Below are 15,046 nucleotides of genomic sequence, written 5' to 3'. Positions count from 1 at the left end.
TTTTAGTTTAAGCTCATCACATATTTTTTTGGAGTAGTGCCAAATTTCTTTTTAAATGCAGCTATAAAATGGCTTGCAGTACTATATCCTACTTTTAGACCTACCTCATTTACATTATGACTTCCCGAGGCTAGTAATTGTCGGGCCACCTCCATTTTATAATCAAACAAAAACGTATATACTGGTTCGCCATAAATTTGCTTAAATCCGTCTTTAAGTTTTTTAAGAGGTAATCCAATCTCATTTGATAACTCTTGAAGCGTAGGAGGTTCTGCCATGCGAGCGATAATAATTTCTTTAGCTTTTCGGATTTTTAATACATTTTCTTCATCTACCAGAAATGGACATTGTTCTACATCTGCATCCCCAGGTCTATTAAAATAGAGACTTAATAATTCATACGCCTTTCCTTTAAAGTATAACAGCTTAACTGACTTATGCAGGTTGTAGTTCATAATTTGATTCAATACCACAGCCATTGAAGGAGAGATCTTGGCATCGGTATAATACTTCTTATCACGGTTTCCTTCCCCAAGAAAAGGAATATAATCTGCCTCTTTAGAAAATAAAGAATGGAATTTTTTTATAGAAATGAGGATAGTGATCAACCAGGAATCTTTTTCCATTTCGAGATTCATGGGGAGATCGCGCTGTGGATTATAGAGGAGCAGTGAATTTTCTTCAGAAAGATTTATAGCATAGCTTCCGTTATTAAAGTTAAATTTAATACCTCCTTTAATACAGAAGTGAAACTGGATAAAACTACTGTCGATGTCTCTTACAACTCGTTGATTTTCATTAGTTTCGTTTTGAAATTTTAAAATATGAAAACCATCTTCGATTTGAGTTTCTTCTAGAATCCCTGGAGCGTTATTTTTTAGTTCAATTTCCATAGTTGTAAAATTTTATTTATTTAGAATGAGTCTAAACTGTCGACATAAGAATCTCTGTCACCTATACAAAAATAAGGGTTTTTACTCATTTTTACACAAATAATGTCTTAAACAACGTTTTCCGACACTTAAAGTTCTTCTGGCGTTATTTTTTCTGACATATCTAAAATACTTTTGTTATGGAATATTATAGAATTGACTGCATGGAGTCTCACTTAAGAGCGAAAGGAACGAATTTTTACACTATTGGACTTAGTTATAAAAAAGCTGATGCAGAGATCAGAGGTCATTTTAGTGTAAACGATGAAGCCAAAGAAGGAATACTAGAACAAGCAAAAAAAGAAGGTATTGAAGCTTTGCTTGTTACCTCTACTTGTAACCGAACCGAATTACACGGTTTTGCTCAACACCCATTTCAATTAATCAAATTACTTTGCGAACATACTCATGGAACTGTAGAAGAGTTCGAAAAAGTGGCATATGTGCATAAAAATAGTAAAGCAGTATCACATTTATTTAAAGTTGGTACAGGTTTGGATAGCCAGATATTAGGTGATTTTGAAATCATAAGTCAACTAAAAAAAAGTTTTAAAGCTTCTAAAAAAGTAGAAGTTACTAATCCTTTTCTTGAAAGACTTGTCAATGCCGTAATTCAGGCAAGCAAACGCATCAAGAATGAGACTGAGATTTCATCAGGAGCAACTTCAGTTTCTTTTGCCTCAGTTCAATATATTCTTAAGAATGTAGAAAACATTTCAGACAAGAAAATAGTGCTTTTCGGGACTGGTAAAATAGGTAGAAATACCTGTGAAAATTTGGTAAAACATACCAAGAATGACCATATCACATTAATTAACCGAACAAAGGATAAAGCAGAAAAAATAGCAGGAAAATTTAATCTTATTGTAAAGGATTACGCTAATATTCAGTCAGAAATAACAAATACAGATGTTCTTATTGTGGCTACGGGAGCACAGAATCCAACAATTTCTAAACAATTAATTCATTCACAGAAACCATTATTGATTTTAGATCTGTCTATTCCAAAAAATGTATCAGATGATGTGATTGAGTTACCAAATGTAACTTTGGTACATCTGGATCATTTGTCAAAAATGACAGATGACACATTGCAAAGAAGGAAACAATACATCCCACAAGCCGAAGTTATTATAGAAGAAGTAAAAACAGAATTTGATAGTTGGTTAGAAACCAGAAAATTTGCTCCTACTATTAAGGCACTTAAAAATAAATTATCGACATTAAAAGACGCAGAAATTAATCTACAACGAAAAAAGTATGCAGATTTTGATGAAGAACAAGCAGATATTATTAGCAGTCGAATCATTCAGAAAATCACAAATCATTTTGCCAATCATCTTAAAGATGATAATACTTCGGCAGATGAAAGCATAGAACTGATTCAGAAAGTATTTCAATTACAAAACAAATAGCTTTGGCAAGAACGATTCGTATAGGTACCAGAGATAGTGAATTAGCACTTTGGCAAGCTAATACCGTGCAAAAAAACTTAGAAGAATTAGGATATAAAACCCACTTGATTCCAGTTAAATCAACAGGTGATATTATATTAGATAAACCATTGTATGAATTAGGGATTACCGGAATTTTCACCAAAACACTGGATATAGCCATGTTACATGGTGATATTGATATTGCTGTGCATTCGATGAAGGATGTTCCAACAATTCTACCAAAAGGCATTGTAGAAGCTGCCATTTTAAAACGAGCTAATGTAAATGATATTCTGGCCCATAAAGGGTTGGATTTTTTAGAAAATAAAGGAACAATTGCTACCGGAAGCCTTCGAAGAAAAGCACAATGGTTACATAAATACCCAACACATACAGTAGTTGATCTACGCGGAAATGTAAATACACGAATGCAAAAACTGACTGATAGTGATTGGAATGGTGCCATATTTGCTGCTGCAGGATTAGAACGTATTAATCTAAAACCCGATAATTATGTTGATCTGGATTGGATGATTCCCGCTCCAGCACAGGGAGCTATGTTGGTTGTTGCTAAAGAAGAAGATGAGTATTGTCGAGAGGCTTTATCAAATTTAAATGATAAACCATCTGAAATATGTGTACATATCGAACGAGAATTTTTACGAGAATTAGAAGGAGGTTGTACTGCACCAATAGGAGCGCTAGCAAAAATTAATACCGATAGTATTCACTTTACAGGAGCTTTATTTAGCCTTGACGGAAATGATAAGATTGAAGTGCATAAAGAAATAAAAATAAGTGACGTGGAAAATCTGGGTAAGATATGCGCTCAGGAAATATTGAGTAACGGAGGACGTGAATTGATGAAAGAGATAAAAGCAGAAATAGGATAGATTGGATACTTCACCAACAATACTCTCAACCAAAAAGCTTTCTGCAGCCCAAAAAGAGTTGTTGCTAAATACAGGTCTTGGATTTGTCGAGTATGAAGCCATAACTATTAAGCTTTTAGAAATTAATATTGAGGATACAGTCCAGAATGCAATTTTTACAAGCAAGAATGCAGTGAAGGCAATTAAAAATTCTGGAATGGTTGTTTCAAACTGTTTTTGTGTAGGTGATAATACTAAAAAACTGTTACAAGAAAATGGCCTAAATGTGGTAGAAACTGCTCAAAATGCATCAGATTTAGCTAAAATCATTATTAAAAAGTATAAAAATGACTCTTTTTTGTTTTTTTGCGGAAACTTGAGAAGAGATGAGTTACCTAATCTTTTAGAGCAAAATAATGTTGAGGTAAAAGAGCAAATAGTATATAAAACACATTTAAAATTTAATAAATTTAACCGAACGTTTGATGGAATATTGTTTTTTAGTCCATCCGGAATCCAAAGTTATGTTTCGGAAAACAAAATAGAAGAAAGTGTTTCATTTTGTATAGGAAATACAACTGCTTCTGAAGCTAAAAAATATACAGACAATATTATTGTGGCTAATAAACCTACAGTCGAGAATGTAATTGTTCAAGCTGTAAAATATTTTAATAAAAAATAAATTATGATTTTGGATACAAACCAGAATCATTTTGAATACTAAATAATAAAGCGATTTTCGCTTTTGCGAAAATTCACAACAACATATGACAGCACTAAAAAACGATCTATTTCTTAAAGCATTAAAAGGAGAAACTGTAGAACGCCCACCAGTTTGGATGATGCGTCAGGCAGGACGATATTTACCAGAGTTTCGCGCACTAAAAGCAAAATATGATTTTTTTACGCGTTGCAGAACACCAGAACTGGCAGCAGAGATAACCGTACAACCTATAGATATCATTGGCCCCGATGCCGCAATCTTGTTTAGTGATATTTTGGTGATCCCGCAAGCAATGAATATCGAAGTCGAAATGAAAGACGGGGTTGGACCCTGGCTTCCTAATCCAATTCGATCTTTGGCAGATGTAGAACAAGTAATTGTTCCCGATGTTTATGAAGAATTAGGATATGTAATGGATGCAATTAAACTAACAAAAGAACGATTAGATAACCGTGTTCCTTTAATTGGTTTTGCCGGTTCTCCATGGACGATTTTATGTTATGCTGTACAAGGGCAAGGATCTAAGAATTTTGATAAAGCCAAAGAATTGTGTTTTGCACAACCAGAAGCAGCACACCAATTGTTACAAAAGATTACCGATACTACTATTGCATATCTTAAAGCAAAGGTAGCAGCAGGAGTTAATGCAGTCCAGATATTTGATAGCTGGGGAGGGATGCTATCACCAGTGGATTACCAGGAATTCTCATGGAAATATATTCAGCAGATCATAGATGCATTAAAAGAAGAAACCGAAGTAATCGTTTTTGGAAAAGGATGTTGGTTTGCATTACAGGAAATGGCGCAATCAGGAGCTGCTGCTCTTGGTGTAGACTGGACCTGTTCTGCACGTAATGCTCGTTATCTTACCGGAGGAAATATAACATTACAAGGTAACTTTGATCCTTCGAGATTATTATCTCCACCTGCAGAAATCAAAAAAATGGTCAAACAAATGATAGATGCTTTTGGTAAAGATCGTTATATCGCTAATTTGGGACATGGGATTTTACCTAATATTCCTGTAGAGAATGCTCAAGCCTTTGTAGATGCAGTAAAAGAATATCAAGGATAAGAATGAGCATTAGGAGTCTGTTAAGACGATTGAGTTTTAGGCAAATCCTTAGATTGACAGGGATAATGCTTCAGAATCCTTTACTGATCTATCCAACGTTAAAAGCTACAAGGAGAACCATGATTATTTGTGATTTGCACTATGGAAAAGCACATCATAAAAATGGAAAAGCTAATGCTTTTCGACATGCGTTATGGAATATATTGATTTGTCAGACTACTTTTAGAATAACCAAAAATAAAGAAAAATCTATTGCCTGGACACAAAAGATAACCGATCTACACGAAAAACTAGCTCCAAATAAACCAATAGAAACTGAAATGGATTTGCATAATAATGAGATCGGTAGAAAATATTTTTTGAACCTGGCCATGAGTTTCGAAGAAGAAATGATCTCTTTTTTAAAGGAAAATACCCAAAAAGCTAAGAAAGTAACAGATATCAAAGAAATACTGGATCATAAAGATAAATTGGTTTATCTTTTGGAGATGTAGAAATAAGTAAAAGATAACTCTTCACAGGTTTTTAAAAACCTGCGAGATCTATACTAGATTTTGAAATATTTCAAAAATTGAAACAAAAATGATAAAATGACTACTTATATAAAGGAGTAAATCAATCAAAAAACAGTGACCAATGCTTAAAAATATCATTAACGGGATCAAAGCTTATTTCGGGACATTCAAACTTATTTCAAAATTAGGATTATGGAAATTTTTTGCTGTACCTATTTTGATAAGTGTAATCACAGGATTATTTTTTGTGGCATTAGTATATTTCTTTTCAGATAATTTGGGCGCTTTAATTGCTCGGATTTGGGTTTGGGAATGGGGGTCAGAAACATTTGCTACCATTAGTACATATATTGGTGGTTTATTGATCCTGGTGATAGGGTTAATATTATATAAGCATATTGTAATGGCATTATCTGCACCATTTATGAGTCCGGTTTCAGAAAAAGTAGAAACACATCTTCTGGGAGAAACAGATCATGCGCATCGCGACACATCATTTAACCAACAATTATCAAGAGGTATCCGTATTAATGTGCGAAATCTATTTAGAGAATTACTATTTATGATTCCGTTGATTATTTTAAGTTTCATTCCGGTTATTGGTATTGTAGCAACAATACTAATCTTTCTGATACAAGCATATTATGTAGGTTTTGGTAATATGGATTATACTATGGAACGCCATTTTAATTATAAAGAAAGTATTCAGTTTGTAAGAAAAAATAGAGGAACTGCTATTGGTAACGGAATTGTGTTTGTACTCATGTTATTTATACCAATTATAGGATTTATTATCACCTTACCTATATCTGTGGTTGCAGCTTCTACCGAAACTGTGAAAATTTTGAAAGAAAAAGGATTAATTGAACTAAAAAACGCATCCGAGGAGGTTTCCAAAATCGAAGCGTAAGTAGGGTGGCTAATTTCTATTAGATTTCTAAAATCCAGTAAGAATATTTACATAATTATAATGAAAGATAAGTTTTATCAATACATACAAGACTTGCAAGATACCATAACCTCTAAATTAGAGAAAATAGATGGTAAAGCTGAGTTTCGAGAGGATCTATGGAAGCGCCCCGAAGGGGGTGGTGGAAGAACCCGGGTGATCGAAAACGGAAATGTATTCGAAAAAGGAGGTGTAAATATCTCTGGAGTTCATGGGGCACTTCCTAAAGCCATGCAGAGCTATTTTAATGTAGGTGATGTTGACTTTTTTGCCTGTGGTTTGTCATTAGTATTACATCCTAAAAATCCAATGGTGCCGACAGTACATGCTAATTGGCGTTATTTTGAAATGTATGATGCAAACGGAACTATTGTAGATAGTTGGTTTGGTGGAGGACAGGATTTAACGCCTTACTATCTATTTGATGAGGATGCAAAACACTTTCACCAGATATGTAAAAACTCTTGTGATGTCCATCATCCGGATTTTTATACTACCTACAAGAAGAAATGTGACGAGTATTTCTACAATGCACATCGTGGAGAAGGTCGTGGAGTAGGAGGTTTGTTTTTTGATTATTGTAAAGCAAATGATACGATGTCGATGCAAAACTGGTATGATTTTGTAACCGAAGTCGGGAATAGTTTTTTAGAAGCATATACTCCAATTGTAGAGAGAAGAAAAAACCTTCCGTATACCGAAAAGCAAAGAGATTGGCAGGAAATTCGACGTGGACGCTATGTAGAATTTAATTTGGTACACGATAAAGGAACTCTATTTGGACTAAAAACCAATGGAAGAATAGAAAGCATTTTAATGAGTCTTCCTCCTCATGTGCAGTGGCGATATGATTACCATCCAGAAGCGGGTAGTGAAGAAGCACGATTAGTAGAAGTACTAACAAACCCAATAGATTGGGTATAATACCACTTACAATAATTTATGTTGAAAATAATTAGAAGGATAGGTCTTATCATTAACTATAAGACATTTATCATTACTTTTCTAGCCCTGATATCCAGCTATGGATGTAGATATTTTGATTTTACGGCTAATTTCCCATTAACTTTAATTGCTACAGCTATTGTTTTTCCAATCGTTTTTTCTATTGGAGGCGCATATAAGCGTAGAGAAACTGCATTAGATGAATATGGTAGTATCAAAGCGCATGGCAGAGCATTGTATTTTGCAACAATACACTGGTTAGAAAATCCTCCAATAGCTCTTAAAGAAGATTTAAAAATTCATTTAGAGGGATTATTGAACGCCTGTAAGCATATGTTTACAAAGCCTGTAGCCGAATTAGAAAATCATGAAAAGGAGGTGTACAGAAATTTTACAGAACTATCTTCTTTTATAAAAGAAATGAGAAAACACGGATTACCCTCGGGAGAAGCTTCACGTTCAAATCAGTTTTTAAGTAAAATGATGATTTCTTTCGAAAAAATTAAACATATCTATCAATATCGTACTCCCAGAACACTAAGAACGTATAGTGATATTTTTATAGTCATTCTTCCAATATTATACGGGCCATACTTTGCTTATAAAGCACAAGAATACGCAATAGGATTAGAATTTGCAATGCCAATTTTGTATAGTGTTATTTTAGTAGCCTTGGATAATATTCAATCTCATTTAGAAAACCCCTTTGATCAACAAGGAGAAGATGATGTTAATTTTAACGTAGAAAAGTTTATTTCTAATTTAGAATAGAAAACGGGATAATAGGCCTGTTATCACAATACATAATGCCATATAATACTTACTTAAAAACCAAGAATAGAAATAAAAAACCAGTTAAAGTGCTTAAAAATTCGGCTGAATGACAATTATGTGGTTTTTTTTTATTAACTTGCAAGACAATCATTTAGGGCTTATCTATAATAATGTTATATTAATTAACACAAATGCCTTATGAAAAAAATTCTACTATTGCTAATCGTTATCCTTATTGTAGGGTGCGAATTTTTACCCAAAGAATCTAAATTTTCTAACTTCTCTAAGTTTTCTAAAAACACAATCGAATTTAGAAATAATACTATTGTGCTTACAAGTGGTTATTCTAAAACATCTCCTGAAGAATTTAAAAATAGATTGGATTCATTAGAAAATAAGCCGAAATTTAAAAAGGTTGCTTTACATGAATTGAAAAAAATAGAAGATAAAAAAGTAGATTTCGAACTATTTGTTGATGAGAACAATGTAGAGAATTATGTATTTATCTATACTTGTGATTTTTATCAGTTTGATGAGCATAGAGCTGCTAGAGTTGTAGCCGCGCTTAATGATCAATTGCAAGATGAATCTAATGTTCAGGAAGTAAAGTATAAAAGAATTCATGGTCGATTTTTCTTTACTCCAACTTCGAAAGTAGTTAAGCTTAAATATTTAAAAGCCTATAAAAAAGATAGAAAATTTCAGACAGAGTATATAGTTGCATCAAAATCCGGAGGAATTGGATTGTTGATTAGTAATCTGGAAGATATTGATTTTGAAAGCTCTATAAAACGATTTGCATCAAAATAAGATTGTAGATAGTAATATTTTTTATCTTTATTCTTTTCATAGATCATGCAAAGAGTAAAGATAATTTTTGTTGTTATTTTCATTGCGAGTTGTGCTCGTAGTGTAGAACCAACTGTAGAAAATATTAATAAAATATTTACGTCTAAAGATTTTACTTTTGAGTTTAATAGCCATACTGGAGATAAAAAATCTCTTAGTTTTAGGAATGATTATCTAGTTTATAAAAGTGATAAACCTACATATCGCAGAGAGATAAATTATGATGAGGTACTTTTGATCAATGACTTTATTCAAAAGATTGTTAATCATCATTCTAAAATATTAGATCCAGAAACATCATCACATTATATTATAAAAAACACAGCGTATAAAGTAGTAATCATACCAGATCAGGAAGATTACTACTTTGATGCTTTGCTTAAAACATTAAAACTTGATAAGGTAAAATAAGGAATAAACTTTTATTCAAAAAGTAATGAGAATGAGGTCTCCTTATTAGGTATAGAATGAACGGTTAGACTTCCCCCATGCATATGCATGATTTGTTTAGAAAGACTTAAACCAATGCCAGTACCCTCTTTTTTTGTAGTATAAAAAGGTATAAATATCTGACTCATGATATCTGGATGGATACCTGGGCCATTATCTTTAACTGTTATATATTTTTTTCCTTCGGGTGTAATTCCCAGAATAAACATAAGAGTTGCTCTTTCGGTCTCTTTTAAAGCCTGAATTGCATTTTTACACAAGTTTACCAATATCTGGGTAATTTGCTTTTCGTCTGCATAAATTTCGAGATCTTCTGTAGTATTAAGAATATCAAAAGAGATGATATTAAAATCAATTTCCTGGCTCATTAAAACTTTTACCTTCTCTAATAATTCATCTACCTTGATTATTTTCTTATCGGGTACAGGTACATTTAGAAAACTACGATACGATTGTACAAAACTCATTAAATCATTTCCCTGATTTTTGATTACTTCTAACCCTTTTGCAGTATTGTGAATTTTGTTTTCATCTATCTCTGTAACCGGTATGATTCCACTTTTGTCTTTATAATAACCCAAAATAGATTCTGATATTGAAGTAATAGGAGTGACAGAATTCATTATCTCATGAGTCAAAACCCTAATGAGTTTTATCCACGAATCTGTTTCTTTTTCGTCTAATTCGTTATGTATATCTTGTATGGTTATTAACCTTAGAACCTCATTGTTTAATACTATTTCTGAAGATTTAATAGCAAGTTGTATAGTCTCTCGCTCATTGGTGAGTTGAAAAAGTTTTCGTTCGAATGGTTTGATATTATTAAATAATTCATATAATTTTTTATCAACCTGTGCTAGTTGTTTTATATGATTTAGTGGGGTATAATTTAACAGTTTTTCGACTTTAGGATTATTAAAAAGAATATGCCCTTTATGATTAAAAGTTAAAATGCCAATTTCTGCTTGTTTTAGTATTTCCTGATAATACTGTTCTTGTCTTTGGTTTTTTAAGTGTACTTCTCGAATTACATCATTAAGACTATTAAGACTTTGATTTAATTCGTTAAGTGATTTTGGACCTCCTTTTTCTGGAAATCGAAGTGTAAAATCTTCATTCTTAATTGAATTAAAAAAATAGGCAATCTTTCTATTATTATGGTTTAGATATTTGATTAAAAATATGGTTTGTAACAAAAATAATAATAGAACTAGAAATGAAAAAACATATAATTCTTTAAAAAATGCAAAGGCTAACATTAGTGAGGTTAAGGAAAGCATTACGACTCTTAGGATTAGTTGTGTATAGAGATTTCTACTTACCATTAGTTTTATGATTTTTTTATTTTGTTATATAAAGTCTGTCTTGAAATACCAAGTTGATTCGCTGCAGCACTATAGTTTCCATTATGTTTGTCAAGTGCTTTAGCAATCATAAGTCGTTCCATTTCATCAAGAGTTTCTGGGCCTTTATCCAAAGAAATTCCTGGACTGGTACTTAATAAAAAATCTGTTGGTTTCAATACATTTCCTTCGCATAAAATTACTGCTCTTTCTATGGTATGTTGTAGTTCTCTTACATTTCCTGGCCAATGATATCCCATTAGTTTTTCTTCGGCGGTAGTATTTATTCGAAGAGATGGTTTACCATATTTTGATGCGAATTTTTTCAAGTAAAAATCTGCCAGTATCAAGATGTCATTATCTCGTTCTCGCAGTGGAGGTACTTCTATATGAATTGTATTAATTCTATATAATAAATCTTCGCGAAATATACCATCATCTACCATTTGATTAAGGTTACAATTAGTAGCACAAATCAGGCGTATGTTTACAGAAATAGATTTATTAGAACCAACCCTTACTACAGTTCTGTTTTGTATTGCAGATAATAGTTTTGCCTGAGTTTGTAGCGATAAGTTTCCGATTTCATCTAGAAACAAGGAGCCGTTATTTGCTGCTTCAAACTTTCCTGCTCGATCTTCTTTGGCATCTGTAAAAGCTCCTTTGGTATGACCAAAAAGCTCACTTTCAAACAATGTTTCTGATATAGAACCCATATCTACACCAATAAAAACTTCATCTTTACGAGGAGACATCCTATGTAATTCACGAGCTATTAGTTCTTTTCCTGTTCCATTTTCACCTGTGATCAAAACATTGACATCTGTTTTTGCTACTTTTCTAACTAAGTTCAAGACAGCGGTAAGTGCTTTAGAATTACCAATAATATAATTACTGTTCTGATTAATTACTCGTTTCAGATGATTTTCTTTCTGTTTTAGTTCTTGTACTTCTTTTCTGGATTTGCGAAGTAAAAAAGCTGACTTTATTGTAGCCAATAGCTTTTCATTATTCCAGGGCTTTAATATAAAATCGGTAGCTCCTTCTTTTAATGCTTTTACAGCAAGATCAACAGCACCATAAGCTGTCATCATAATTACCGAAGTATGAGGAGCTTTTTTCTTTATTTCTCTTAGCCAAAATAAACCTTCATTTCCTGTATTTACACCAGCAGAAAAATTCATGTCTAATGCAACAATATCAAAATCACTTAAATTTTGTAATGAAGAGATTTGATTTGGATTAGAAATCGTCTTAATATGTTTGTACTCAAACTGCAATAAGATTTCTAGTGCGCTTAAGACACTCTTATTATCATCGATGATTAAAATTTTTCCATCCTGCATCATTTGATATTTATGTTAACATAGTAAAACTACAAATTTGAAATAGGACTTATATAAGAGTGTAAAATTATTTGACACTATTTGTATAATAATTTTACATTTCTAAAATTCAATTTTGATTTTTATATATTTAAGTATTTGATATACAATTGTTTATGTTTTTGGCATGAGATTAGGTTAGGGTTTGGTATCAAAATATTATTTAAGTGTTTAATAAATGATAAATTCTAAAAACAAAATCTTATATTTTCTCTTGATCTTGATATCAAATACGATGTATTCTCAAGAATCATGGTCATTAGATGATTGTGTAGCCTATGCTGTAGGCCATAATCTACAGCTCAAGGATTTTAAATACAACCAAGATGCTAACAAAGAAACATATCGGCAGTCGGTAAGAAATTTGTTGCCAAATATTAATGCATTTTCAGACTATAATATTAGATATGGAAGATCGGTAGATCCTAATAATAACAATATTGTAAACACGGATTTTTTCTCAAATAATTATAGGTTGAATGCAGAGATTGATTTGTTTAGAGGTTTTCAAAAATTAAATACGATAAAAGCTTCGAAGTTTTTGCATAAAGCAGCAAATGAAGAAGTGCTGCATCAAAAATATCTATTAGCATTTAGAGTGATGTCTGCTTTTTATGATATTCAGTTTATGGAAGGGCTTTTAACCATTTCTAAAGAACAAGAAGGGGTATCTGATACTAATTATAAACTTGTAAAAAGACAAGTAGAACTTGGCCAAAAAGCAAAAGCTGATTTGTATGAAGCAGAATCTGCTTTATTAGCTGATCAATTATTGGTTACTCAAAATGAGAATAATGTAGCAGCGGCAAAACTTAAACTTATACAAGAAATGAACTTAGAAGATGTCACTACTATTTCTATTCAATCTTCTCTTATAGAAGCTGATGAGAATGTAGACATTCTTCGAGCAAATAAAGATTCTATTTACAGTAATGCCACAACTTTTGTTCCTATCATAAAAGCACAGGAGTTAAAAGCAAAAGCAGCCAAAAAGCGATTAGCCATAGCCAGAGGGGGCTTGTACCCCTCTCTGTCTTTTTTTGCTGGGTATCAAACGGGATATTATGAAACTAATGTCAATGAAAATACAGGAGAAGTTATCTCTTTTAAAAACCAGATTAAGGATAATGTCTCAAAATATGTTGGAGTTTCGCTTAGCATTCCTATCAGCAACGGATGGTCAAATCGTTCGCGTGTAAAACAACAAAAGGTAGAAATGATGAGGGCAGACAATAATTTTGATATTCAAAAACAAGAAATGTTTAAATTGATTCAACAACTTGTTCAAGAGGGAGATGCATTACGTACAGAATACCTACAGAGTTCACAAAAAATGAAAGCACAGGTTTTAACTTTTGAGATAGCACAAAAGAAATATGAAAAAGGATTGATAAGTGCTATAGAACTCAACCAATCTAAAAACTTATTAGCGAACTCACAAAACGAAAACCTACAGGTGCAATTACGTTTAAAAGTAAATGAAAGTACATTGGATTTTTATAACGGATTACCTGTTTTTAATATAAATAGAGCACAATAAAATGGATATAAAAATTGAAAAGAAAAAAGGATTAAGACCTAAACATTATGGATACATTGTTATAGGTATAGTGTTGTTTTTTGTAGGTTGGAAAATGGTATCCGGAAATTCGGCAGCTACATTTAGAACAGAAAAAGAAAAATTGTCGATAGCAGAAGTTTCTTTTGGGAAATTTGATGATTATATTACCATTAATGGTGCAGTAGCTCCAATAAGTACAATTTACATGGATGCTTATGAAGGAGGTAGAGTAACAGAAAAGCTTATTGAAGAAGGAGCGATGGTAAAAAAAGGAGATATTATATTAAAGCTTGAAAACAGTGCTCTTTATGAACAGATTTTGGCGAGTGAAAGTAATTTAGCTCTGAAACAGAATGACCTTCGTTCGACAAAGTTGACTTTTGATTCTAGACAAGTAGAAGGTCAAAAAGACTTAGTGAGTTCAGAATATGAATTACAAAAATTGAAGCGAAATTATGAACAGAGTAAGGCTCTCTTTGAAGATGAATTGATTTCTCGGGAAGAATATTTAATTTCAAAAGAAAACTATGAGCTATCCAAAAAACGACATGAAATAATTAAACTACAAACAGAACAAGATAAATCCCTTCGAGCTACTTCTTTGTCGGGATTAGATACCGATCTGGAGCGTATGCAAAAAACACTTTCTATGGTGTATGAACGTCTGGATCATTTAAATGTAAGGGCTCCAGCCGATGGTCAATTAGGATTTCTGGATGCAGAAATAGGGCAAAATATAAGACAAGGACAACGAATAGGGCAGATAAATGTTTTAACAGATTATAAAATAGAAGCAACAATAGACGAACATTATATCGATAGGGTAAAAAGAGATTTGGTTGCAGTGTTGGATCGTAATGGTACAGAGTATCAACTTCGTCTTCGTAAAGTATATCCCGAAGTACGTAACGGGAAGTTTAAAGTAGATCTGGTTTTTGCAGATCAAAAACCCGAAACCATACGAACTGGGCAGAGCTATAATATAAAACTGCAGCTAGGAGCATCAAATGATGCACTTTTACTACCTCGGGGAAGTTTTTTCCAGAGTACAGGAGGTCAATGGATTTTTGTTGTAGATGCTTCGGGTGAAGTAGCATGGAAAAGAGCCATACGTATAGGAAAACAAAACTCAAGATATTATGAGTTACTAGAAGGATTAGAAGCAGGAGAAAAAGTAATTACTTCAAACTATGATAGTTTTGGAGACGCCGAAAAAATAATTTTAAAATAAATAGC

General features: G+C 32.4%; 15 protein-coding genes. 12 read left to right on the top strand and 3 right to left on the bottom strand.

Annotation, left to right across the window (positions count from 1 at the left end; all coding sequences use genetic code 11):
• Positions 1 to 2: 2 nt before the first annotated feature.
• Entirely contained in the window at positions 3 to 893 is an 891-nt protein-coding gene (locus Z054_RS0108510; protein ID WP_024769653.1) for an AraC family transcriptional regulator, read from the bottom strand.
• 203 nt (positions 894 to 1,096) lie between these two features.
• Here Z054_RS0108510 and hemA point away from each other — a divergent pair, with 203 nt between their 5' ends.
• The 10 genes from hemA to Z054_RS0108460 all read left to right on the top strand — a co-directional run bounded on the left by hemA (position 1,097) and on the right by Z054_RS0108460 (position 9,482).
• Positions 1,097 to 2,347 (top strand): glutamyl-tRNA reductase, encoded by a 1,251-nt coding sequence (gene hemA / locus Z054_RS0108505; RefSeq protein ID WP_024769652.1) that lies wholly within the window; start codon positions 1,097 to 1,099, stop codon positions 2,345 to 2,347.
• 2 nt (positions 2,348 to 2,349) lie between these two features.
• Positions 2,350 to 3,261, top strand: a complete 912-nt coding sequence (hemC, locus tag Z054_RS0108500; protein ID WP_024769651.1) for a hydroxymethylbilane synthase — start codon at positions 2,350 to 2,352, stop codon at positions 3,259 to 3,261.
• A gap of 1 nt (position 3,262) precedes the next feature.
• Positions 3,263 to 3,922, top strand: a complete 660-nt coding sequence (locus tag Z054_RS0108495; protein ID WP_024769650.1) for a uroporphyrinogen-III synthase — start codon at positions 3,263 to 3,265, stop codon at positions 3,920 to 3,922.
• Between the two features lie 85 nt (positions 3,923 to 4,007).
• The gene (gene hemE / locus Z054_RS0108490) at positions 4,008 to 5,039 is read left to right on the top strand and encodes a uroporphyrinogen decarboxylase (RefSeq protein WP_024769649.1); all 1,032 of its coding nucleotides are present in this window, start codon (positions 4,008 to 4,010) and stop codon (positions 5,037 to 5,039) included.
• A 2-nt stretch (positions 5,040 to 5,041) separates the two neighbouring features.
• Positions 5,042 to 5,533, top strand: coding sequence for a DUF6973 domain-containing protein (locus Z054_RS0108485; protein WP_024769648.1), 492 nt, complete (start codon positions 5,042 to 5,044; stop codon positions 5,531 to 5,533).
• 142 nt (positions 5,534 to 5,675) lie between these two features.
• The gene (locus tag Z054_RS0108480) at positions 5,676 to 6,464 is read left to right on the top strand and encodes an EI24 domain-containing protein (RefSeq protein ID WP_024769647.1); all 789 of its coding nucleotides are present in this window, start codon (positions 5,676 to 5,678) and stop codon (positions 6,462 to 6,464) included.
• Positions 6,465 to 6,524: 60 nt separating this feature from the next.
• On the top strand, positions 6,525 to 7,427 hold the full coding sequence (hemF, locus tag Z054_RS0108475) for an oxygen-dependent coproporphyrinogen oxidase (protein ID WP_024769646.1): 903 nt from the start codon (positions 6,525 to 6,527) through the stop codon (positions 7,425 to 7,427).
• A gap of 18 nt (positions 7,428 to 7,445) precedes the next feature.
• The gene (locus Z054_RS0108470) at positions 7,446 to 8,219 is read left to right on the top strand and encodes a hypothetical protein (protein ID WP_241461401.1); all 774 of its coding nucleotides are present in this window, start codon (positions 7,446 to 7,448) and stop codon (positions 8,217 to 8,219) included.
• Positions 8,220 to 8,420: 201 nt separating this feature from the next.
• Positions 8,421 to 9,032 carry a hypothetical protein gene (locus tag Z054_RS0108465; protein ID WP_024769644.1) on the top strand — a complete coding sequence of 204 codons (612 nt, stop codon included), beginning with the start codon at positions 8,421 to 8,423 and terminating at the stop codon, positions 9,030 to 9,032.
• Positions 9,033 to 9,077: 45 nt separating this feature from the next.
• Entirely contained in the window at positions 9,078 to 9,482 is a 405-nt protein-coding gene (locus Z054_RS0108460; RefSeq protein WP_024769643.1) for a hypothetical protein, read from the top strand.
• An 11-nt stretch (positions 9,483 to 9,493) separates the two neighbouring features.
• Here Z054_RS0108460 and Z054_RS0108455 read toward each other — a convergent pair whose 3' ends face one another.
• Together Z054_RS0108455 and Z054_RS0108450 are read right to left on the bottom strand one after the other, a co-directional pair.
• Positions 9,494 to 10,846 carry a sensor histidine kinase gene (locus Z054_RS0108455; RefSeq protein ID WP_024769642.1) on the bottom strand — a complete coding sequence of 451 codons (1,353 nt, stop codon included), beginning with the start codon at positions 10,844 to 10,846 and terminating at the stop codon, positions 9,494 to 9,496.
• 5 nt (positions 10,847 to 10,851) lie between these two features.
• Positions 10,852 to 12,210, bottom strand: coding sequence for a sigma-54-dependent transcriptional regulator (locus Z054_RS0108450; protein ID WP_024769641.1), 1,359 nt, complete (start codon positions 12,208 to 12,210; stop codon positions 10,852 to 10,854).
• 274 nt (positions 12,211 to 12,484) lie between these two features.
• On the opposite strand from Z054_RS0108450, the gene Z054_RS0108445 reads away from it, so the two are divergent.
• Both Z054_RS0108445 and Z054_RS0108440 read left to right on the top strand, forming a co-directional pair.
• Complete coding sequence (locus Z054_RS0108445; protein ID WP_051473710.1) at positions 12,485 to 13,789, top strand: TolC family protein; 1,305 nt, start codon at positions 12,485 to 12,487, stop codon at positions 13,787 to 13,789.
• 1 nt (position 13,790) lies between these two features.
• The gene (locus Z054_RS0108440) at positions 13,791 to 15,041 is read left to right on the top strand and encodes an efflux RND transporter periplasmic adaptor subunit (protein ID WP_024769639.1); all 1,251 of its coding nucleotides are present in this window, start codon (positions 13,791 to 13,793) and stop codon (positions 15,039 to 15,041) included.
• Positions 15,042 to 15,046 lie beyond the last annotated feature (5 nt).

This window comes from Aquimarina macrocephali JAMB N27 (genome assembly GCF_000520995.1).
Lineage (GTDB): Bacteria > Bacteroidota > Bacteroidia > Flavobacteriales > Flavobacteriaceae > Aquimarina > Aquimarina macrocephali.
The sequence above is the reverse complement of the archived record's forward strand: the minus strand, read 5'-3'. Positions and strand labels throughout refer to the sequence as shown.